We start from the raw sequence: 17740 nt of genomic DNA, 5'->3' as shown, positions 1-17740 counted from the left end.
GCAATATCAGGACCGGAGGACCATGAGAGACAGCGCCTCGGAAATTGCCGAGATCAGAGACGCCGTTCATTTGTGCATCGACATGCAGAACATTTTCGCTCCTGGCGGCCTTTGGGCGACTCCCTGGATGGAGCGTGTCCTGCCGACGATCATCTCGATGGTTGAGCGGTGCGAAGCGAGAACGATCTTCACGCGCTTCGTCACGCCGGAGAACCCCCAGGATCGGCCCGGCCAATGGCAGAGCTATTTCCGGCACTGGCATCAGGCGACCCGCAGGCATCTTCCGCCGTCGGCACTCGAACTCGTGCCGGTCCTGAACCGGTTCGTGCCGCCGGCTTCCCTCATCGACAAGCCGGCGTATTCCGCATTCAGCAATCCCGGCCTTGCGCGCCTGCTGATCGAAAAGAACGTCGGCACGATCGTGGTTTCAGGCGCCGAAACCGACGTCTGCGTCCTGTCGACAGTCATGAGCGCGGTCGATCTCGGCTTCCGGATTGTTATCGTCGAGGACGCGCTGTGCAGCTCGTCCGACGTCGGCCACGACGCGCTCATGACGATGTACCGCACCCGCTTTCATGGTCAGGTGGATCTGGTGACCGCAGAAGAGCTTGCGGAGTTCTGGCGGGAGTAGAATGGGATGCGCGGGCGCCTCTTGCTGATCTCTGCGATCCTCGCCAGCTGCGCCGCAATGGCCGGCGTGTGGTGGGTGAGCACGCCGCAGCGGATCACCGCGGCGGAAGCGCGGGTCGTATCCGAGACGGAAGGGGATCCCGAGCGCGGCAGGCTCGTTTTCGCGGCTGGCGATTGCGCCTCCTGCCATGCCTCGCCGGGCCAGTCTGATCGTTTGCGTCTTGGCGGCGGGATAGCATTGGCCTCGCCATACGGAACGTTTCGCGCGCCCAACATCTCTCCCGACCGAACCGACGGTATCGGAAACTGGACCGCCGAAGATCTCGCCAACGCGCTGCTGCGCGGCGTGTCTCCGGATGGAAGCCACTATTATCCGGTTTTTCCCTACGTTAGCTTCACGCATATGCGCCCTGAGGACGTCAGGGATCTCTCGGCTTATTTGCGCACGCTGCCTGCAGTGAAGGGGCGGCCCCCGGAGCACGAGATCAATCCGATATTTCGCATTCGGCGCTTCGTGGCATTCTGGAAGATGCTGTACTTCAAGCCGGGCCCGATCGCGCCAGATCCGGCGCGAGACGAGAAGTGGAATCGTGGGCGCTATCTGGCAGAGGCGCTCGGCCACTGCGCGGAATGCCATTCCTCGCGCGACATGCTGGGTGGGATCAAGCCGAGCACGCGCTATGCCGGCGGGCAGGATCCCGCCGGCACCGGCTTCTATCCGAACATCACGGCGATGCGTCTCGGCGACTGGTCGGAAGCCCAATTGGCGGCGATGCTGAAAACGGGGATCACGCCAAACCACGGCCGCGTCGGCTCGTCGATGTCCGACGTGGTCGCCAATCTCGCCGTGCTGCCTGAAAGCGACCGGGAGGCACTTGCCTCTTTCGTGAAATCCTTGCCGTCGCGGCCGACGCCCAGGCCTTGAGCAAGGCTTCATTGCGCATAGAAGTAGGCGGCGACGTCGCGCGCCTCTTTTTCCGTGATGCCGGTGGCAGGCATCGCCGTGCGGGGCGAGAACGCCTGTGGCGTCACGATCCATTGAATCAGATTGTCCGGCGTGTTGTTCGCAACGCCGGCGATGTAGACGCGCGCGCGGAGGCCGTCGAGCGGACCACCGACCTTTCCGTCGCCGCCGGGAATGCCCGAGATGCTGTGGCAACCCGCGCAGCCATAGCGGCGGATCAATTCAGGCGCGCGGGACGGATCGCCCCCGGTCATGGCGCGGGCGATATCTTCCCTCTGCTGGCGCTCGCTCCACGCGAAGCCCGCTCCGACAGCTGTGGCACCGATGAGGCCGGCCGTCGTTATCGCGAGGGCCGTCCACTTAGAGAGCGTGAAGCGCATCGGCTCTCTCCTTGTGTTGACCGGCCCGCCGGATCCAGAGCGCGATCAGCGCGAGCGCGGCGCCCGCATAGATCGTTCCGGCCGGCACCCACATGATGATCCCGGCCAATTGCTGGTCCTCGAGCGGCGTCAAACCCCAGGCGGCTGCGGCGTCCGCCTGCTGCCGGTAGAGCAGGTGCGGGGCCAATGCCATCAAAGCGCCGAGGATACTGGTGTGCAGCATGGTGACGAACACATGCCAAGCGGCGCTGCCGGTGTCGCTGCGCCTAAATACCGACCACCAGAACAGGATCGCGGTCAGGAAGAAGCTCAGATGTTGCAGGCGATGCAGGAGGATATTCTCGACGGCAGCATCGAACAGCGCCGGCGCGTGCCAGGCCCAGATCGCGATCCCGTGCAGCAGCGTCGCATTGCGGCCCGCGCCCAGGACGGCCCACAGCTTCGTCGAGAGCGGATGCCGCATGGTGCGGCCGGTCGTCAGCCTCAGCCGTCGCGGCAGGCCCCAGAGCAGCGGTCCCACCGGACGCGCAATCACCAGCAGGGGCGCCGCCACGGCCATCAGGATTTCGTGCTCGATCATGTGGAAAGAGAGGAGGCGCTCTCCGAGCCAATGCAGCGGCGACACCAGCGCGGCGGCCAGCGTCAGCCAGCCTGCAGCGCAAACGACGTCCTGCCATATACGTTTGCGGCCTTTTGTCGCCAGGATCAGCCGACCGATGCCGTACATGAGTCCAAAACTGATGAGCGGCGCGACGATCCACAGATCGAACGTCCAGCTCGGCGCCGCAGCCTCCGCTGCGCCATGGGCGTAGACCGCGTGCGGCATCGAGCAGGCAATCGTTGCAAGGCCTATTTTTCGCATCCGCTCAACACCACGGCTGCGACGCCCTGCATCAGCAGCGCGAGGGTGAAGAGGCCGGCGGAGAGCGCGCTGACGATCCGCCCAAGATTGGCGTTCCTTTGCTCGGCGGCCTCGCCGGTGACGCGGCGCAGAGACCACCAGGAGGCGAGGCCCGACGCCGACGTGAGCGCGGCGCCGGCGAACGAGATGACGGCTGACAAAGGCAGCTTAGACCCGCAGTCCGCGTAGGGCAGGATCTGCCCGAGCTGCATGTTCACGGCCCAGACCAGGGCGGCGAACCAGAGACCCGCCCAGATCGAGAGATGGTTGACGAACCTTGACGCGTTCATACTCGTGCCAGCCAATAGATGCAGCCATAAATCGGAAGCCAGGTCGCAACGACAAAGTTCCAATACATGGCGTTGTCTTGGACGTCGCCGAACCTGCGCCGGTTCGGGCCGTGCCGCGTGAACATCAGCACCGCCAGGACCAGCGTATCGACGAGATCGGTGATGATGTGCGTGGTATGGAGACCGAGCAGTACCCACACGACGGAGCCATAGGCGTTGCTGTCCCAGCTGACCTTCAGGGCCGGAAACTCGAAGATGCGCACGATCAGGGGGACGATACCGAAGATCGACATGATCACCATCCCGATCTGCACCTTGCCCAGATCCTGGTGCTCGGCCCAGCGCGAGATCAGGATGTTCGGTAGGAGGCTGATCCCGAGGATCAATGTCACCAGCGTGCCGGGGAGCAGGTCCGGAGGCGGCGCGTTGATCGGCCAGACCGTGGCCAGACTCATCAGATAGATATAGACGGCGATCGTGAGGGCGAAGCCGGTGCCTTCGATCAGCATGAAGGCCAGCGTGCCCCACCAGGTGACGCTCGCCGTGCCCATGCCGTGCAGTGGCAGGCGGCCGAGGTCGAGCACGATCTTCTCTCTCATGACTCGTCCTCCGGCGTGCCCTTGGGCCAGAACCAGCCGATCAGCGCGATGGCGATCGGAATGGCCCCCCAAACGACGGCCCAGGGCGAGAAGATCGACCAGATCAGCATGATCGTGGTCGCGGCCGCTGCCAGCAGCGGCCAGATCGAGTTTCGTGGCGAGGCTTCGCGCGCCTGCGGCTCCGCGCCCGCAAGCGTGGTGACGATCAGTTCGCGTCGATCAGTCCGCAAGCCATCGACGACGGGCAGCGTATCTCGATCGTCCCACAACGGATGCAGGCTGCCGACGACCGGGATCATCGGGAAATTGTAGCTGGGAGGCGGGGATGTCGTGGCCCATTCCAGAGTCGGCGCATCCCAGGGATTGTCTTGCGCAACCTCGCCCAAGCGCGCGCTCTTGAGGACATTGATGAAGAACAGCAGGAAGCCGATCGTGAGCACGACAGAGCTGAGGCTGACGAACACATTGAGGCCGTGCCAGGGCATATCGGGTTGGTAGGTGTAAACCCGGCGCGGCATGCCTTCGAGCCCGAGGATGTGCATCGGAAAGAAGGTCGCGTTGAAACCGACGATGATCAGCCAGAACGACCACCGCCCGAGTGTTTCGCTCATCAAGCGCCCGGTCAGCTTTGGAAACCAATAGTGGACGGCCCCGAGCAAGGGAAACACGGCGCCGCCGATCAGCACGTAATGGAAGTGCGCGACGACGAAATAGGTATCGTGCACCTGGGTATCGAACGGGACCGACGCGACCATCACCCCCGTCAACCCGCCGATGACGAAGGTCACGATGAACCCAATGATGAACAGCAGGGGTGTTCTGAACACTGGCCTGCCATCCCACAGCGTGGCCAGCCAGCAGAACATCTGGATGCCTGCGGGGACCGCAATCGCCATGCTGGATGCAGTGAAGAAGCTGTCGCCGAGCCGCGGCAATCCCGCCACGAACATGTGATGCACCCACAGTCCGAAGGCGAGGATGCCGGTCGCGATCAGGGCCATCACTAATGCCAGGTAGCCGAATGCAGGCCGTCGCGCGAATGGCTCGATCATGGTCGAGACCATGCCGGCGGCGGGCAGGAATATGATGTAGACCTCGGGATGACCGAAGAACCAGAACAAATGCTGCCACAGCAGCACGTCGCCGCCTTCGGCCGGGTTGTAGAAATGCGTGCCGATCAGGCGGTCGAGAATAAGTCCGGTGCTCGCGATCATGATGGCCGGCATGGCCATGATCACTAGGAACGACGTCACCAGCATGGCCCAGACGAATAGCGGTATGCGGTCGAGCGTCATGCCGGGCGCACGCTGCTTGAAAATCGTCACCACCAGCTCCACAGCGATGGCGAGGGCCGAGAGCTCGGTGAAGGTGATCATCTGCGCCCAGATGTCGGCGCGCTTGCCAGCACCGTATTGCGGGCCGGACAGCGGCACATAGGCGAACCAGCCGACGTCGGGCCCCATGTCCAGCGCGAACGCGGTCCACAGCAGCGCACCGCCGGCGAGATAGATCCAGTACGAGAAGGCGTTCAGGCGCGGGAACGCGATGTTGCGCGTGCCGACCATCAGCGGCACGAGATAGACCGCGACGGCTTCCATCACGGGAACGGCGAACAGGAACATCATGTTCGCGCCATGCATCGTGAAGATCTGGTTATAGCGGTCGGGACCGATCAGGCGCGCCTCCGGCTGGGCGAGCTGGAGACGCATCAGTGCGGCGAGCACGCCGCCGAGGGCCAGGAAGACGAAGGCGGTGAAGATGTAGCGGCGGCCGATGATCTTGTGATCGACGGTCGTGAGAGCGCCCCAGACCCCGGGCGGCGACTTCCAAGTCTCCGCCAGCGTGCTGGTCAGCCGCGTGCGCGAGATATCGATATCGCGCGTATCAGGAGCGACCGCGGGACCGGTCATTTCAGGCCCGCCAGATATGCGGACACCGCGCGCAGCTCGTCCGGCGTCAGCGGCACCAGAGGCATGTTGTTGCCGGGTTTGATGGTCTGCGGATCGGCGATCCAGGCCGCGAGCGAGCCGCGTGTAGTCTCAAGCAGGCCGGACGCGATGGTGCGGCGGCTGCCTACATGGGTGAGGTCGGGCCCAGTGGTGCCAGCCGCCGCGGTGCCGCGAACGGTGTGACAGGCGCCGCACGGCTTTGCCAGGAACGTCTGCAACCCGGCAGCGGCTTCCTCGTCAATCGGTGGAGTTGCCGCCTGTCGCTGTGCGGCCGCCCATCTCTGGAAATCCTCTTGCGGTTCGGCAATCACAAGCAGCGCCATATGGGCGTGCTGCATGCCGCAGAACTCGGCGCATTGACCCCGATAGACACCGGCGCGCTCGGCGCGGATGGGGAGCTCGTTGGAGCGGCCGGGAACGAGATCTTGCTTGCCCGTGAGACTCGGGACCCAGAACGAGTGGATCACGTCGAGACCTTCGAGCTTGAGGCGCACGTTGCGACCGACGGGAATGTGGATCTCGTTGGCTGTCTCGAATCTTTGCGACGGATCGGGGCCGACATATTCGAGCCCCCACCACCATTGCAAGCCACGGACCCGGATCGTCAGATCGTCCTGACCGGCCACATTGAGCGCGCGGGTCGCAATGAAGCTCAAGACTGTGAAGGTGCCGATGATGAGAATGGTGGCGATGACGGCGCCTACGACCGCCATGGTCATGCGTCGCTCGCGCGCCGGTTCGGAAGACGTCGGCTGCACGTCGCGCTTGCGCCACAACGCAACGATCAGCGAGACCATCACCGCCATCCAGACCACGGAGCAGACCGCGACGATGAGGATGATCAGATGTTTCAGGCTAATCGCCGCGCTGCCGTAGACATCGAGCGCGGACTGCCAATTGCCGTCGCAGCCCCCCAGGGGGACGGCGAGCAAGGCGCTCATCCAGGCCTTGCTGGCGACGCGGATCACGGTGTCGGTCCCTGGTCCGGATGCACGGGGGAGGGGCCTTCGTCGAACAGCAGCTTGGCCGGCGCGCGATTTTCGGCGGGCCGCGTCTGTTTCTCGTCGTTGCGGCTTGATGCGGCGGTCTTGCCTTCGTAGGAGCCGATGGTCTGGACATAGCCAGCCAGCTGCCAGATCTGATCCGTCGTCATCTTGTCGAAGAACGCAGGCATGCCGTGCGGCCGACCGTCCCGGATCGAGGCGAAGATCGAGACCATCTCGGGACCGTAGTACCACCAGCCATCGAGAAATCCGGGGCCGCTGCCGCCTTGGCCGTCGCCGTGGCAACTCTTGCAACCGAACCAGGCATAGAGGCGCTTTCCCTGGCTCAGATTGTACGCATTGGCCTGGTAAGGTTTGCCGAGCTTGAGATAGACCTCCGGCGGCGCGCCGCCGATGCGGTTCGGCATCAGAGCAATCTTGTCGAGCGTCTCGGCGACCGGCGGATCGATTCGCAGTTGCCGCTCTTCCCGCTGGCATCCCGCCAAAGCGGCTGCAACACCAAGGAGAACACCCGCCATCCGCTTCATCTGTTCGCTTGCATCGAGGAACTGGAGGCGTAAATCGACTTGCCGGACCAAGGTTCCTACGGCCTAATTGACGTTGTCGGCAGCATGTTGCGTCGCGGCCGATGCGGGCTGTGAACAGCTGGCTGACGATGGTCGAAGGTGCTGCTGATCAGGCCGAGCTGGGCGGCGGCATCCAGCGAGACCTTCGCGGCGTGATCCGTGCCCTGGCGTATCTTCAAGGGTCCCCTCTCCGCTGACCCCGGCGCCTTAAGGGGCGGCGGCGCCGGGGTCGCGGTTTCGCGTAGTCTGCCTCCGGCAGGGGGGACGTCGGAGGCGATGATTGGACGCGCCGACGCGCCGCTGGTTCCTCGCGGCCAGCGCGGATCGAGCGCGAGGTCATGCCTTACCGGGCGCTGCGATCTGCCTGGCCGTCTTTCGCGCGCTCTCGATGCCCTTGGGGAAGCCGCTGCGGTTCGGATACAGCTTGCGCCGTGCATCCCGCGCCGGCCGCATCGGCTTGGTATCTTGCGCGGCGCGATAGTCGAGCATCGCGATGCCGCCGACCGCCAGCAGCGCCAGAGCGATGTTGCCCTTCTTGGGATTGTCGGCTGTCAGCCCCGACAGCAGCGCGGCGGCATCGAGGCCGTCACCGCCGACGCGGGCCCACAGACCGGCGTTCTTGTCGACCGATAGCGACATGATCCCTGCCATGATCTCGCGCACGCCGAAGGCGCGAACCATGGTCTCGTAGCCTTCCATGCCCAGCGTCTCGGTGACGCGCCGCGGCGCGAACAGTTCGACGACACCCAGGCCGATGCTGAACCAGCCGAGCGCGCGGGCGAGCTGGTCTTCCGGCCGCTTCAGGCTCGGCCCGCCTTCGATGATCTTCGGGTCGCCCTTGGTGCGGACGATGCTGGAGAAATGAAACATGGCTCGCTCCTTCAGGGCTTCAGCACTACTTTCACGCAGGAATCGCGTTTGTCGCGAAACACCTGGTACATTTCCGGTCCCTGTTCGAGCGGGACGGTGTGGGTGATGACGAAGGACGGATCGATCTCGCCCTCCTCGATGCGGTGGAGCAGGTCGTCGGTCCAGCGGTTGACGTGGGTCTGGCCCGTCCGCATCGTCAGCCCCTTGTTCATGAAGGCACCCATCGGAAGCATGTCGGACAGGCCGCTATACACACCCGGCACCGAAATAATGCCGCCGGGCCGGCAGACATAGATCATCTCGCGCAGCACGTGGGGCCGGTCGCTCTCCAGCATCACCATCTGCTTGGCGCGGTCGAGCAGCGTGTCGGGCAGCGAGGCCGACACATGCGATTCCATGCCGACGCAGTCGATGCATTTTTCCGGGCCCTTGCCGTCAGTGAGATCGTTCAGCCTCTCCAGCACACTCTCGGTCTCGAAATTGATGATGGTGGCGCCGCCGGCTTCCGCCATGCTGAGCCGTTCGGGCAGGCAGTCGATCGCTATCACCTGGTTGGCGCCGAGCAGGACGGCGCTACGGATTGCCATCTGTCCCACGGGGCCGCAGCCCCAGATCGCGACCGTGTCGGTCGGCTCGATGTCGCATTGCGCCGCGGCCTGCCAGCCCGTCGGGAAGATGTCGCTGAGGAACAGCAGCTGCTCGTCGGGAATGCCCGCCGGCACCTTGATATGGGTGGCATCGGCATAGGGCACACGCAGATATTCGGCCTGGCCGCCCGGATAGCCGCCCGTCAGATGCGTGTAGCCGAACAGCCCGGCCGTGGCGTGTCCGAAAGCCTTGTCGGCGAGATAGCGCTTGCGGTTGGTGGTTTCGCAGACAGAGAAATTGCCCCGCTTGCACTGATCGCACTCGCCGCAAATGATGGTGAAGGGCACGACGATGCGGTCGCCCTTCTTCAGCTTGCCGTCAACGCCGGAGCCGACCTCGACCACTTCGCCCATAGTCTCGTGGCCCATGATGTCGCCGGGCAGCATGCCGGGAATGAAGTTGTGAAACAGATGCAGATCGGAGCCGCAGATGGCGCAGCTCGTGACCTTGATGATGGCGTCGCGCGGGTCTTGGATCTCAGGGTCGGTGACGGTGTCGCAGCGAATGTCCTCCTTGCCGTGCCAAACCAGCGCCTTCATCTTCCGTCCTTTCGGCTGAACCAGTTCGCACTTAAGTCGAGGAATGTACGATGGTTGCTAAGCGACGTGCATTTCTTCGCGGGCGCGAGCCGCCGGCGTGTCTAGCCTGGCGATCCGCTTGGATTTCCGGAACGATCGGTAGCGCGAAACGGCCGTCGCTGGATTTCGGGCCTGAGCCGCTGATGAAGACCGACAAGGTTCGGACGCGCTGATGCTCGCGTCGTCGCTGATTGTAGCTCCTAGAGCCGCGAGAGCGGTCAGCGGCAATCGGCCTTTTGACGCTGGCGGTCGGCCTCTCCAGGGATGAGACCTCACTGGCCCGATGCATCTGAACAATCCGCGTCCCGAAACCTCTGTTGTAACCGGGCAAAGAAAAGCCCGCCTGACGCGGGCTTTCGAAGGTTAGAGAAAAACATCATCACTTCTGGTCGACGTTGCTGGTGCCTGAGCCAGGGGTGCCGATCGGCAGTCCATTCGCTGCGTGACCAACGCCGACGCCCGGCGCACTGACGGCGCCCGGAGTTTGCTCTTGCGGGAGCGTCTTGATCCCAGTCCGTGCTTGCTCCGCCGGGCTCATCTGCTGACCGTTATTGGTGCTGTTGGCACCGTTGGTCGCCGTTATGCCCGACCGGTCTGTGTTGCCCTGCGAGCCTGCTTGGGTTGAGCTCGAGGCGTTGCCCGTCGTCGGCGCCGCCGGCGTGCTTGCCGTGCTCCCATTCGGCGTTGGAGCTTGGACCTTCGGGTTGGTCGGGGAGTTGTTGGTGTGAGCGCCGGTTGCCGTGCCGTGGGTGCCCATCCCCGACGGTGCCGACGGACCGCCGCCCGTTGCTGCTGACGTACCGGTCCCGCTGCCAGATGACGCTGCGGCTCCGCCAGCGCCGCCGCCGGAGCCACCCCCGCCGCCGCCTCCACCGCCCTGGGAAAGGGCAGGGCCGGCCAAGGCCAGTGAGAGCGCGGCGGTAAGAAGAAGAGATTTTCGGTTCATAACCTTCTCCATGCAAAGACGGTCAATCGAACCAGCATGTGGCAGTTCCTATTCGTCTCCTTCCTTCATGGTGGCGAACGCAAGATCGAAGCTGCGGCCAAGGCCGTCAGAACCACGCGGCTTGCCGCGTCTCGTACCTCAACCTTCGTCACGCCAGTCCTATGATTGCGCGCATCGTCCAGGATGGCCTGGCCTAATGATTCTAGCGCAAGAGCTTCGGCGGCGACCATGTGGGCGAGGTCAATCCCTCCATCGTCGATCGTGACCCTGCTCTCGCTATGAATATCGAAGTGAAATAGAGGCATAGGCGCTTAATGGGCGCGGTGTCTCGAAGGTTCCAAAGCACGGGTTGGCCGGGCTTCCAGTCGGCCAACCCGCAGGGACCCGAGGGCAGCACACGTGGGCTTCCGTTGCGAAAGGCTATTTGGTCCGGACGAGTTCGAGGAAACGAACGTGCAGGGTCGTGTAGTGCTTCGCTCCATCAAACAGGACCCTTGCTTGACTGCCAGTCGCGCCCATGGCGACGACACGGCCTGTTTTTCCAGCGAGCCGGCGTCCCCCCGCCGGGGTGACCACCACGTGACAGCCCGCGACTAGCTCATCCTTGATGAGGTTCAAATCACCTGATTTTAGCAAATTGCGATAGTAGCTGCGCGGCATCAGATCAGCGTAGCTCAAAATCGGGCTGAGCTGCCAGCTTCAAAGTTGCGCGCTTCAAACCTCACCGTCATGTCGGCGAATCTCCTCTAACGCACTTACGAGGCCATCCAGTTCTGCTTTGGCTTCGGTGAGTTCCGCGAGCAGACGCTGTACGCTACTACGCGAGCTTTCAAGGAGAGGCGCATCGCTGAGATTCAAAAGGCCCCGCGCGAGCTGAGCAACAGCACCGTCAAGGTTGGCTCGCTGCATCCTTAGTTTCGCAAGCGAACCATCGATTTTGGCGTCAAGTCGGTCAATCCTAGCTCTGGCCAACGAAATAAATGGTTCCCGATCTCCTGAAGGCTTAGGCATCAGAGAATGCTCACTGCGCTTGTCCAGACGCAGAAGCTTGAAACGTCAGTTCGTCTTCTATGGCCTTCGCCAGTTCCGCTGCCAGCACCCTGTGATGTTCTGCCAGCCTTCCGAAAAGCTCGCGCTTTTTCGGATCGGTGGCGACACTGCGAACAGCCTCGCATCGCTCAATCTGCGCACGGAGTGTCTCCAAGTGATCCTGCATATCCTTCATGGTTCCCCGAGCGCGACTGTTAGGAGCGCGTACTAACGGGATGACAAAGCGGAGGACGCATCATTTGATACGGGGTGGTCGAAAATCGTGCGCCGGCCAACAGCCCGGGAAATGCCGATACCGGAGCCGCCCTATTCTTGATGCGAGGGAAGTTGCGCGGGCTCCCATCTTGTCTCTAGCTGAACTTTCGATAGGTGACATGTGCCGTCGCGAACGGAATGCCGGCCCGCCCGGCACTTCCGCGAACAATGCAAGCCCGGTCATCAATCGCATAGAACCAATCATCGAAATTTAGTTTGAAAGACTTGCCGTTACCTTGTGGAGTGTCGCGGGTGTACTTCCAATGGAAGGCGCAACCGGCTTGTTGACCCACAGCTTCCCCTTCGAGCCGGTTCTCGTGCCCGATGTATTCGCCTTCAGTCAGCTTGTGTATCGTCCAGCGCAGCGTGTCGCTGCGGCCATCATCAAAGGCGTAGGTCTCGGTGAAAAGCACGGTATCAGTGTTTGGATCAAATTCGCCGTGAGCAGAAATCGTCGCCCGCTTCAGTAGCCCGCCGACGAAGCTTTCCAGCACCGCCCATCCCTCCAAGCGGCCAACGAAGAATTTTTCAGGAAGAAAGAGCGGCGAAGTGCCCGCGAACGCGTCTATGGCCATGGCTACCACCTTGACAGCCACAAGCGGCGTGACGCCGATCGAGTTCCTACGGTCGAGGAAACATGCTCGGTTCCGTGCGCTCCACTAACTTCAAGATGCTGTTGCAAGATGGGCATTGATAGGAGCGCAGTTCGTATCGCTTGGCGACGGCCTCACGCGCAACCAAGCGTCGCGGCTTGTCGCATGCCGTGCAGGGCTGCTCGATGTGTGCGGACATACGTCGGTCTGGCAATAAATGAAGTAATGCGGTCGATAGTCAGCCGTTACTAGCACACTTTCTCAACGTATCTAAAATCCATTACGCTGAAGTGGTTGCGGGCGTCGATACGCGCCAACGCCGCGTCAAGCTGGTCGCTATCAAGAAGTTCAATCAATCGATCCAGAGCTTGAACGGAGTCAAATGGATCGAGCGGATTGATGTAGCGACTAAGCTCCATCCGCGCGAGCCGCAATGCATCCAAACACATTTCATTGTCTGTCATCACGCTCCTCCCCATTTAGCGGGCGATCAATAATCCGCGTCTGGGGAAGTTCCTCGCACGACCGGGAAAATGTGGTAATGTTTATTGGTCCGTTGACTACTTGAAGGCGATGGAGATTGCGATGCTTCCAGAGGTAGACGATCGCTCGGCCGCGAACATGGACGTCGTTCTAAACAAGGTATGTCGTGAGTTGTCGTCAGTGGGGGGCGACCACGAAAGTCGCAAGTTCATAGCGAATAGGTTGATACAAGCCGCACGGAAGGGAAATCACACGCTTGGCGGCCTTGAACATGTCGGAAGGCGAGCGCTGATGGAGTTAGCCGCTAACAAGTCCGCCTGATCGCTCGATCGGATACCGCCTGGAACGTCTCAGTTCTTGATGGGTTGGGCACGAGAGGCCAACCCATGAGCCGTGTCGTATTAGTCGTAGACGATGACCCCGACGTGCTCGACGTGCTTGTAAGCATGTTGGAAGACCTTGGATGCGAGGCCATCCCGGCCAATAGCGGTGCGGAAGCGCTCGAAGTGTTACGCGGTAACACAAGCGTTGCCGCGCTCATTACTGATATCAACATGCCCGTAATGGATGGACACGAACTCGCGGAACGAGCGAGGCGTCTCCGGCCTTCGCTGAAAATGCTTCAACTCTCAGGGCGTGAGCAACGGAAGGGCGGCTTGCCTTTGCTCAGAAAACCATTCACGGAAGCCGATCTGGCCCGCGTGATGAAGCAGACGACGGGGCTGTGTTAGGCCAGCAGCTTCGAAAGACAGCGCTCAAGCTCTTCAATCGAAAACGGCTTTCGAAGTACATGAGCATCCTTGAAGTCGACCGGAACACCGTCTACTCCGTAGCCGGTCGCGAAGGCGAAGGGGACACCCCTCGTTCGCAGCGCTTCAGCAATAGCAGCCGAGCTATCAGCGCCAAGCTGCACATCCAAGATCGCGGCATCAAAACCGTCTGCGGCTGCGAACTTCAATCCATTGGATAGGTCGCTGGCTTCGCCCGCAAGAGAATGGCCAAGCTCATCCAACATATCCGCGACCATCATTCGGATAAGCGCCTCGTCCTCGACTAATAGCACCGCTGCCATAGCCGGAAGTTAGCAGCCCATGCCAAGAGTGCCTACATACCTTTAGGTATGGCCGTCCCGCTTTCAGAGCGTCAAATTTGCTCATCGAGCGTGCTGATCGCGAGAGTTTGACCCGAGAGAAGCGAAGGTTCGCCGTCATTCGACGACGACAGCGGGTAACCGCCGAACCGGACCCGGCTCGCCCTGTATAATCCTGGAGTCCGCTAGGAGCGGTTAAGCCCCCTTAATTCGTCCATGCCGACCTCTTCAAAATACTTGTTATCCCAAGCGGGCGATCGCGCGGCAAGATTAGCGGGAGAGAGGTGAAAATGATCTCAATTCAAAGCTGTCGGTTTACCGCCGGGGGCAACACCAAAATATCCCGCTTTAATTTTGTCGAACGTGCTCTGGATCAGATCTTGCGCGCCGCCGGCGTAAAGTAAAGCCATGAACTGCAGCGTGTTATGCGCTGGACCTGAGACCTCCCACGCGCAGTTGTCAAACTGACAATTATCTAGGTGAAATGGCAGAAGTCCTGAAAATATGAATGTGCACTGCTCGAATGTGCAATTCGTGAAAGTAGCCCCGTCGAGCACAATTTTGATGTTTCTAAAGGTCTCCTTGTGAGCAATCACAACCAGCCTCCCTAGCGAAAACCTCAGGCTGGCAGGTATCGGCCTGAAAGTCGAATCCGGCCGCGCCCCCGCAATGGCTCAGGAAGGGACCACTTCCGTCAAGGCAGCGGTGGCGTGCCACCCCAAACGAAGGGCATCTCCTTGACTGAATCGAACTGCTCACTCGCGACTCGCTCGATGGTCGCTCGATGCCTCCTGAAGTGCTCGCGACGTCCTTCGGGTCGGTGCCGTCGGCAATCGCGCGATCGCGCAGCGCGGACCATTCCACTTTGCAACCGATACGGTCGTCGCCATTAAACATCGCGAACAGGATCGCTTCCGGCTCTACCTCCTTGAACTCTCCGGACGGATCAGGGGAAAGGGGCATTTTGGAGCTCCGACCAGAGAAGTGCGATAGTTCGGGCCATCGGCCTGTTCAAATCGAACCTGTTACTTGACGAGCTCTTTGGTAGCTAACGTCACCGTAACCTCCAACAAGGGGGCTCTTTCGTCCCTGACGATGACCCGAACTTCAGATCCGTTTGATGCGAAGAGATCAGCCGCGATGGAGGTCGCGATTTTGACCGCTTCCTGCCGCGCAGCCTCAAGGCTCACGTGTTCTTCGCCGGTGTCATCATCGGCGGTGTACAAATCATCGCGGATGTCAAAAAAGTAGCGCATCAGGTTGAGGGGGACAGGTGCAAATAGAGCGGATCGAAGTCTGCTAAACTCCGAAGCCGCTCCATATCGTGAATGATTATCCAACCCCGCTCGAAATCCAGTAACCCTTCCTTGCGGAGCTCCTGAACAACTCTATTCGTGTGCACGAGGCTCGTTCCAATCGCTTCCGCGAAAATGGCTTGTGTGGCGGGGAACTGAAAAGACAAGCCGTCCACTCGTCCGATCGTTGCGAGCCTTGTGTAGATTTCGAGGACCAGATGCGCGAAACGGCTCACCGCACTACGCTGTCCCACGTTGCAAATCCATTCGCGAAATATGGCAGCATCTATCAGTGTGTCGCGCCAAAGCACCTCTGCGATCTTTGGATTGTTTCGAATTAGCTCCCGAAGCGGGTCATGCGAGATGAAACCAAGCCGACATTCTCCCAGCGTGATCATCTCATGATCGAGCACCGGCAAAAAAAGGCTTTGCAAATCAGGGAGGTCTCCGGGCTGGTGAAATGACAGTATCTGGCGATGGCTTTCCGCGACAACCTTGGATCTCTGGACAAAACCGTCAAGCACCAGACAGCAAACGCTTGGCCTGTCTCCAGTTCGCGTCACTACTTGCCCGGACGACATCTCCTTTACGCGCAAGGGCAGCGAGCAAATCGCCTGCTCCTCCTGTTCCGAGATATTCGCGGTGAACCTGAGCCGCTTCAACAATGGTCCAAAGAGATCCCTCGGCATCGCCTTCCTCCGGCCCAAAAACGCTGTAACGGAGGCAAAGTTCCCCCATTAACATGGTGTGCGATCAGTCCGGATTGGATGTTCGCGGGGGGAGGGGCGACGCAAGTCCACTCACTTCAGGGGGGAGTGTCGCCTATCGGACGCAAAGCACGCGCCGTGAATTATTCCGGCTGTCTGGATTCTATTTCCCCTTTAGGCGACAGGAACCGTCATCTTAACAAGAGGTTTGCTTGTTTTTGGAGGTGACAAATGAATCCTCGAAGCACAGCACAGATTGCAGGACATCCCATCCACCCCATGCTTATTCCCTTTCCCGTGGCATGTTTCGTCCTGACGCTCGTCTCAGATCTCGCCTTCCTCAAATCCTCAAGCGGGTTTTTCTCAACCGCTTCACTCTATCTTCTGGGAGTCGGGCTCATCACGGCGGCCCTCGCCGCTGTCGCCGGACTCATTGATGTCCTGGGTGACGAGCGGATAAGAAATCTCTCCGATGCGTGGCTACACGCCGGGGCAAACATCATCGCCGTTCTTATCGAATTGTATAACTGGTACGGCCGCTATCAAAGCAGCCTTTCAGTCAATACGGGAGCGATCCTCTCGGGCGTGGTCGTAGCTATCTTACTTTTCAGTGGCTGGAAGGGTTGGGAGATGGTCTACAAACACAAGGTGGGAGTTCAGGAGTAGGCGAGCCGGGCCTTCGGCCTTTCCAAGCGAGCCATCTTGCGGAGGCCTTCCTCCGCCAGGAGAACTCGATCCGCGGCGATTGGTGTCCCATATCTTTGATGCGTGTTCTGGAGTCCGCTAAGGGCGGTTATCGGACGTCAGCCAAGAGCGGGTGGGGAAGTCGCAAAGGGCCAGAGGCGGACATTGAGCCGAGAGATTTCAGGAAAAGCCTTCGATGTATTCTCGCACCGCCTTTGCGTCGCCGGCTGCAGCAGCACAGATGCCGAGCGCGTGGATTTCATGAGGCAATGCGCTGCTCGGGCTGTTGAGGATATCCGTCATTATCGATGAAACCGCCTCACGCATACGGCCTGCATGCAAAAGCGCGAGTGCCGCTTCTTTACTCCGTTTAAGATGTTCTTCTTGCGTCAGCATTGGAGGCGCGTGGCGGAGGACGACGTAAATTAGTCTGTTGATCAGCGAGTTCGCAGTCAATCCGTAGAGAGTGCCAAGAGCACCGGGCTTGGCGCCCTGCGCTATAGGGCGATGTCCGCTCGAAACGGTAGCCGGACCTCCGGTAGATGCGGCGCAACTTCGCAGATGGGCCATAGCCGACTTGGTGGATCAGCAATATGCGGCCACGGCGCAAGAATATCATGTCGGTTAAAAGAAAGGGCGCAGCGTGAGGCAGGATCGATCATCCGAAAAAGTCTGGATCTAGGGCGCGCTCGAACTCGGGTCGAGCACAAAATCTCCTCCAGGCCTGCGCGCCCACACTTCCACCAACTCCTGGAGGATGCACGTCGTAGCCAAACCGTCGCACTCGTGAAATGGCGGATCATCGCAGAGATTGTTCAGTACGCCCAAGTCGGTCGCCAACTCCTGAACGTCTTGAGACTTCTGGGGAATAATGCCGACGAGAAACGGTCTAACGCACACTTGGCAGGCGACGCGAGCGAGCACGGACACATCGTTATAGTACGAAAGTTCGCGAGGCCCAAAAGGAAGATAGCGAGGAACTCCATCATGAAACCATGCCGGCGGCTCTGCTATCTTGCTTTGTATGTCATAACAGGAAATTCGCATCATCCGCTCCACATTCGAAGGGTCGATTTCCATCTTGAGGCAACCATCAGCGCTTGACCAGCGCCCACTGATTCCTCGATTTAAACCACAAGCCCAGACTATCCTAGAATCAGCCCGCCCCAGGAAATTTCGCCGCGATGTTGAGTCACGTGCGGACCTCATCAGCGAGGGTCGTGGAGGTCAGCGTTGGGCCAACAGGCGACATCTCTTA

The 17740-nt window shown here is 60.8% G+C and carries 23 protein-coding genes; 4 read left to right on the top strand and 19 right to left on the bottom strand.

From position 1 onward, the window contains the following. Positions 1 to 22: 22 nt before the first annotated feature. The gene (locus QRQ56_RS30965) at positions 23 to 631 is read left to right on the top strand and encodes a cysteine hydrolase family protein (RefSeq protein ID WP_438745108.1); all 609 of its coding nucleotides are present in this window, start codon (positions 23 to 25) and stop codon (positions 629 to 631) included. Positions 632 to 637: 6 nt separating this feature from the next. Continuing rightward, positions 638 to 1555, top strand: coding sequence for a c-type cytochrome (locus QRQ56_RS30960; protein WP_438745106.1), 918 nt, complete (start codon positions 638 to 640; stop codon positions 1553 to 1555). Positions 1556 to 1563: 8 nt separating this feature from the next. Here QRQ56_RS30960 and QRQ56_RS30955 read toward each other — a convergent pair whose 3' ends face one another. The 14 genes from QRQ56_RS30955 to QRQ56_RS30890 all read right to left on the bottom strand — a co-directional run bounded on the left by QRQ56_RS30955 (position 1564) and on the right by QRQ56_RS30890 (position 12687). Then, positions 1564 to 1974, bottom strand: a complete 411-nt coding sequence (locus QRQ56_RS30955; RefSeq protein ID WP_438745104.1) for a c-type cytochrome — start codon at positions 1972 to 1974, stop codon at positions 1564 to 1566. After that, entirely contained in the window at positions 1955 to 2800 is an 846-nt protein-coding gene (locus tag QRQ56_RS30950; protein ID WP_438745103.1) for a cytochrome c oxidase assembly protein, read from the bottom strand. Before QRQ56_RS30950 ends, QRQ56_RS30955 begins: the two co-directional genes overlap by 20 nt. 23 nt (positions 2801 to 2823) lie before the next feature. Then, positions 2824 to 3165 carry a hypothetical protein gene (locus QRQ56_RS30945; protein WP_438745102.1) on the bottom strand — a complete coding sequence of 114 codons (342 nt, stop codon included), beginning with the start codon at positions 3163 to 3165 and terminating at the stop codon, positions 2824 to 2826. Continuing rightward, positions 3162 to 3764 (bottom strand): cytochrome c oxidase subunit 3, encoded by a 603-nt coding sequence (locus QRQ56_RS30940; RefSeq protein WP_438745101.1) that lies wholly within the window; start codon positions 3762 to 3764, stop codon positions 3162 to 3164. Before QRQ56_RS30940 ends, QRQ56_RS30945 begins: the two co-directional genes overlap by 4 nt. Next, complete coding sequence (gene ctaD, locus QRQ56_RS30935) at positions 3761 to 5674, bottom strand: cytochrome c oxidase subunit I (RefSeq protein WP_438745100.1); 1914 nt, start codon at positions 5672 to 5674, stop codon at positions 3761 to 3763. Before ctaD ends, QRQ56_RS30940 begins: the two co-directional genes overlap by 4 nt. After that, a complete protein-coding gene (coxB, locus tag QRQ56_RS30930; protein WP_438745398.1) occupies positions 5671 to 6654 on the bottom strand; it encodes a cytochrome c oxidase subunit II in 984 nt (327 codons plus the stop codon). The genes ctaD and coxB overlap by 4 nt, the downstream gene beginning before the upstream one ends. A gap of 23 nt (positions 6655 to 6677) precedes the next feature. Beyond that, on the bottom strand, positions 6678 to 7235 hold the full coding sequence (locus QRQ56_RS30925) for a c-type cytochrome (RefSeq protein WP_438745099.1): 558 nt from the start codon (positions 7233 to 7235) through the stop codon (positions 6678 to 6680). A gap of 384 nt (positions 7236 to 7619) precedes the next feature. Then, entirely contained in the window at positions 7620 to 8153 is a 534-nt protein-coding gene (locus tag QRQ56_RS30920; RefSeq protein ID WP_438745097.1) for a hypothetical protein, read from the bottom strand. A gap of 11 nt (positions 8154 to 8164) precedes the next feature. Continuing rightward, on the bottom strand, positions 8165 to 9340 hold the full coding sequence (locus tag QRQ56_RS30915) for a zinc-dependent alcohol dehydrogenase (protein ID WP_438745095.1): 1176 nt from the start codon (positions 9338 to 9340) through the stop codon (positions 8165 to 8167). 1050 nt (positions 9341 to 10390) lie between these two features. After that, positions 10391 to 10630, bottom strand: a complete 240-nt coding sequence (locus QRQ56_RS30910; RefSeq protein WP_438745094.1) for a DUF6894 family protein — start codon at positions 10628 to 10630, stop codon at positions 10391 to 10393. Between the two features lie 115 nt (positions 10631 to 10745). Continuing rightward, complete coding sequence (locus tag QRQ56_RS30905) at positions 10746 to 10985, bottom strand: hypothetical protein (RefSeq protein ID WP_438745093.1); 240 nt, start codon at positions 10983 to 10985, stop codon at positions 10746 to 10748. Positions 10986 to 11346: 361 nt separating this feature from the next. Further along, entirely contained in the window at positions 11347 to 11550 is a 204-nt protein-coding gene (locus tag QRQ56_RS30900; RefSeq protein WP_438745092.1) for a hypothetical protein, read from the bottom strand. A gap of 175 nt (positions 11551 to 11725) precedes the next feature. Beyond that, a complete protein-coding gene (locus tag QRQ56_RS30895; protein WP_438745090.1) occupies positions 11726 to 12205 on the bottom strand; it encodes a DUF3833 family protein in 480 nt (159 codons plus the stop codon). Between the two features lie 266 nt (positions 12206 to 12471). Continuing rightward, a complete protein-coding gene (locus QRQ56_RS30890; RefSeq protein WP_438745089.1) occupies positions 12472 to 12687 on the bottom strand; it encodes a hypothetical protein in 216 nt (71 codons plus the stop codon). 405 nt (positions 12688 to 13092) lie between these two features. Here QRQ56_RS30890 and QRQ56_RS30885 point away from each other — a divergent pair, with 405 nt between their 5' ends. Further along, a complete protein-coding gene (locus QRQ56_RS30885; protein ID WP_438745087.1) occupies positions 13093 to 13437 on the top strand; it encodes a response regulator in 345 nt (114 codons plus the stop codon). Here QRQ56_RS30885 and QRQ56_RS30880 read toward each other — a convergent pair. From QRQ56_RS30880 to QRQ56_RS30865, 4 genes are all read right to left on the bottom strand, one after another. After that, positions 13434 to 13778: a response regulator gene (locus tag QRQ56_RS30880; protein ID WP_438745086.1), complete on the bottom strand. Its 345-nt coding sequence runs from the start codon at positions 13776 to 13778 to the stop codon at positions 13434 to 13436. The two genes, QRQ56_RS30885 and QRQ56_RS30880, sit on opposite strands and share 4 nt — an antisense overlap. Before the next feature lie 314 nt (positions 13779 to 14092). Further along, on the bottom strand, positions 14093 to 14392 hold the full coding sequence (locus QRQ56_RS30875; RefSeq protein WP_438745085.1) for a hypothetical protein: 300 nt from the start codon (positions 14390 to 14392) through the stop codon (positions 14093 to 14095). 429 nt (positions 14393 to 14821) lie between these two features. Further along, positions 14822 to 15052, bottom strand: coding sequence for a DUF6894 family protein (locus QRQ56_RS30870; protein WP_438745083.1), 231 nt, complete (start codon positions 15050 to 15052; stop codon positions 14822 to 14824). After that, positions 15052 to 15780 (bottom strand): Crp/Fnr family transcriptional regulator, encoded by a 729-nt coding sequence (locus QRQ56_RS30865; protein ID WP_438745081.1) that lies wholly within the window; start codon positions 15778 to 15780, stop codon positions 15052 to 15054. The genes QRQ56_RS30870 and QRQ56_RS30865 overlap by 1 nt, the downstream gene beginning before the upstream one ends. 249 nt (positions 15781 to 16029) lie before the next feature. Here QRQ56_RS30865 and QRQ56_RS30860 point away from each other — a divergent pair, with 249 nt between their 5' ends. Then, positions 16030 to 16464, top strand: coding sequence for a DUF2231 domain-containing protein (locus QRQ56_RS30860; RefSeq protein ID WP_438745079.1), 435 nt, complete (start codon positions 16030 to 16032; stop codon positions 16462 to 16464). Positions 16465 to 16662: 198 nt separating this feature from the next. Here the strand turns inward: QRQ56_RS30860 and QRQ56_RS30855 are convergent, their stop codons facing one another. Further along, the gene (locus QRQ56_RS30855) at positions 16663 to 16878 is read right to left on the bottom strand and encodes a hypothetical protein (RefSeq protein ID WP_438745077.1); all 216 of its coding nucleotides are present in this window, start codon (positions 16876 to 16878) and stop codon (positions 16663 to 16665) included. Positions 16879 to 17740: the final 862 nt, after the last annotated feature.

Source organism: Bradyrhizobium sp. U531, from assembly GCF_051710265.1.
Lineage (GTDB): Bacteria > Pseudomonadota > Alphaproteobacteria > Rhizobiales > Xanthobacteraceae > Bradyrhizobium.
This window is presented reverse-complemented; position numbering and strand designations above follow the sequence as displayed.

Excerpts from the sequence above, each read along its gene's own strand:
- QRQ56_RS30965 (WP_438745108.1), top strand. The coding sequence starts at position 23 with ATGAGAGACAGCGCCTCGGAAATTGCCGAGATCAGAGACGCCGTTCAT.
- QRQ56_RS30960 (WP_438745106.1), top strand. The coding sequence starts at position 638 with ATGCGCGGGCGCCTCTTGCTGATCTCTGCGATCCTCGCCAGCTGCGCC.
- QRQ56_RS30955 (WP_438745104.1), bottom strand. The coding sequence starts at position 1,974 with ATGCGCTTCACGCTCTCTAAGTGGACGGCCCTCGCGATAACGACGGCC.
- QRQ56_RS30950 (WP_438745103.1), bottom strand. The coding sequence starts at position 2,800 with ATGCCGCACGCGGTCTACGCCCATGGCGCAGCGGAGGCTGCGGCGCCG.
- QRQ56_RS30945 (WP_438745102.1), bottom strand. The coding sequence starts at position 3,165 with ATGAACGCGTCAAGGTTCGTCAACCATCTCTCGATCTGGGCGGGTCTC.
- QRQ56_RS30940 (WP_438745101.1), bottom strand. The coding sequence starts at position 3,764 with ATGAGAGAGAAGATCGTGCTCGACCTCGGCCGCCTGCCACTGCACGGC.
- ctaD (WP_438745100.1), bottom strand. The coding sequence starts at position 5,674 with ATGACCGGTCCCGCGGTCGCTCCTGATACGCGCGATATCGATATCTCG.
- coxB (WP_438745398.1), bottom strand. The coding sequence starts at position 6,654 with ATGAGCGCCTTGCTCGCCGTCCCCCTGGGGGGCTGCGACGGCAATTGG.
- QRQ56_RS30925 (WP_438745099.1), bottom strand. The coding sequence starts at position 7,235 with ATGGCGGGTGTTCTCCTTGGTGTTGCAGCCGCTTTGGCGGGATGCCAG.
- QRQ56_RS30920 (WP_438745097.1), bottom strand. The coding sequence starts at position 8,153 with ATGTTTCATTTCTCCAGCATCGTCCGCACCAAGGGCGACCCGAAGATC.
- QRQ56_RS30915 (WP_438745095.1), bottom strand. The coding sequence starts at position 9,340 with ATGAAGGCGCTGGTTTGGCACGGCAAGGAGGACATTCGCTGCGACACC.
- QRQ56_RS30910 (WP_438745094.1), bottom strand. The coding sequence starts at position 10,630 with ATGCCTCTATTTCACTTCGATATTCATAGCGAGAGCAGGGTCACGATC.
- QRQ56_RS30905 (WP_438745093.1), bottom strand. The coding sequence starts at position 10,985 with ATGCCGCGCAGCTACTATCGCAATTTGCTAAAATCAGGTGATTTGAAC.
- QRQ56_RS30900 (WP_438745092.1), bottom strand. The coding sequence starts at position 11,550 with ATGAAGGATATGCAGGATCACTTGGAGACACTCCGTGCGCAGATTGAG.
- QRQ56_RS30895 (WP_438745090.1), bottom strand. The coding sequence starts at position 12,205 with ATGGCCATAGACGCGTTCGCGGGCACTTCGCCGCTCTTTCTTCCTGAA.
- QRQ56_RS30890 (WP_438745089.1), bottom strand. The coding sequence starts at position 12,687 with ATGACAGACAATGAAATGTGTTTGGATGCATTGCGGCTCGCGCGGATG.
- QRQ56_RS30885 (WP_438745087.1), top strand. The coding sequence starts at position 13,093 with ATGAGCCGTGTCGTATTAGTCGTAGACGATGACCCCGACGTGCTCGAC.
- QRQ56_RS30880 (WP_438745086.1), bottom strand. The coding sequence starts at position 13,778 with ATGGCAGCGGTGCTATTAGTCGAGGACGAGGCGCTTATCCGAATGATG.
- QRQ56_RS30870 (WP_438745083.1), bottom strand. The coding sequence starts at position 15,052 with ATGCGCTACTTTTTTGACATCCGCGATGATTTGTACACCGCCGATGAT.
- QRQ56_RS30865 (WP_438745081.1), bottom strand. The coding sequence starts at position 15,780 with ATGCCGAGGGATCTCTTTGGACCATTGTTGAAGCGGCTCAGGTTCACC.
- QRQ56_RS30860 (WP_438745079.1), top strand. The coding sequence starts at position 16,030 with ATGAATCCTCGAAGCACAGCACAGATTGCAGGACATCCCATCCACCCC.
- QRQ56_RS30855 (WP_438745077.1), bottom strand. The coding sequence starts at position 16,878 with ATGCTGACGCAAGAAGAACATCTTAAACGGAGTAAAGAAGCGGCACTC.